Origin of the sequence: Vibrio genomosp. F10 str. 9ZD137, assembly GCF_049974785.1 — a bacterium.
In the GTDB taxonomy this organism is placed as follows: Bacteria; Pseudomonadota; Gammaproteobacteria; order Enterobacterales; family Vibrionaceae; genus Vibrio.
The window spans coordinates 1-1,459 of the sequence record NZ_JBNGCJ010000090.1; the positions used below are offsets into that span (position 1 = coordinate 1).

Genomic DNA, 1,459 nt, shown 5'->3' on the forward strand with positions numbered 1-1,459 from the left:
TGATCCGCTCTTCCGATCTCGAGTCAGCACTGGTGGCTCACAGTAAAATTGCTGAGGCTGCGATTGTGGGTATTCCACACGATATCAAAGGCCAAGCAATCTACGCGTACATTACGTTAAATGATGGTGAATTCCCAAGCGCTGAACTTCATAAAGAAGTGAAAGATTGGGTACGTAAAGAAATTGGCCCTATTGCGACACCCGATGTCCTCCACTGGACCGATTCCCTGCCAAAAACTCGCTCTGGCAAAATCATGCGACGTATTTTGCGCAAAATTGCTACCGGTGACACCAGCAACTTAGGTGATACATCAACACTCGCGGATCCGAGTGTGGTAGAAAAGCTCATCGCAGAAAAAGCAGAACTTGTTTAATCACTCACCAATAAAAAGGTGATTGCCTAAGCGAAACTCAGCAAGTGAGATAAACGAGACGTTTAAAACACTTTGTAGATGAAACCGTCACTTCTGTGGCGGTTTTTTTATGGGAACAACCTCAAATTTTAACCATCCAAACATGAGGGTTAATGTATTTTTTGTTAACTCGGTAACAGAACTAGCCGTTACAAACAGGTGATTAGACCAGTAAATTGCTGCGATTTGCGCTGAATTAGCTATAATCGTGTTCTATTTTCAAAAAATCGCGATATTTTGACAAAAATTTCATGCCGATTCTTTGAATATGTGGGAATATTATGATTCATCACACGATATAGGAAGATGGCAACACAATGACTGCAAAATCTCGCATTCTAGTCCTAAATGGTCCAAATATTAACCTTTTAGGGTTAAGAGAGCCCGCTCATTACGGTTCTCAAACGCTAGCTCAGATCATTGACACCTTAACCGAGCAGGCATCAGATGCTCAGGTTGAGTTGCAACATCTCCAATCGAATAGAGAATATGAGCTGCTCGAAACCATTCATGATGCCTTTGGAAAAGTGGATTTTATCATTATAAATCCCGCAGCTTTTACGCACACAAGTGTAGCACTTCGAGATGCACTACTTGGCGTTGCAATCCCATTTATTGAAGTGCATTTATCAAACGTTCATGCACGAGAACCTTTCCGTCACCACTCTTACCTTTCAGATAAAGCTGAAGGCGTTATTTGTGGTTTGGGCGCACAAGGGTACGAATTCGCTTTGGCGGCAGCAATTAAACACCTGCAATCTAAATAGTGAAACCGCTGTCAAAGCAACCAAATTACGACAAAGTAAACAAACACTCTACAGCTCACTATAGAGCTGTCTTATTCACAAGATGAAGAGAAAAGAAAAATGGATATCCGCAAAATTAAAAAGCTTATTGAATTAGTCGAAGAGTCTGGCATTGCTGAGCTAGAGATCTCTGAAGGTGAAGAGTCAGTAAGAATCAGTCGTCATGGTGCTGCACCGCAAATGGCACCAATGCACTATGCTGCTCCAGCACCTGTTGCAGCTCCAGCAGCGGCACCGATC

General features: G+C 42.6%; 2 protein-coding genes and 1 pseudogene. All 3 read left to right on the forward strand.

Annotation, left to right across the window (positions count from 1 at the left end):
• Nucleotides 1-374 (forward strand): AMP-binding enzyme (locus ACP45E_RS01065; protein WP_426510397.1); only part of this gene is annotated, 374 nt, incomplete at its 5' end.
• Nucleotides 375-730: 356 nt separating this feature from the next.
• Complete coding sequence (gene aroQ, locus ACP45E_RS01070; protein ID WP_017035702.1) at nt 731-1,180, forward strand: type II 3-dehydroquinate dehydratase; 450 nt, start codon at nt 731-733, stop codon at nt 1,178-1,180.
• Nucleotides 1,181-1,279: 99 nt separating this feature from the next.
• Nucleotides 1,280-1,459, forward strand: a pseudogene (locus ACP45E_RS01075) (acetyl-CoA carboxylase biotin carboxyl carrier protein); the annotation flags it as partial.

Coding starts and splice junctions, on each gene's coding strand:
- aroQ (WP_017035702.1), top strand. CDS start 731: ATGACTGCAAAATCTCGCATTCTAGTCCTAAATGGTCCAAATATTAAC.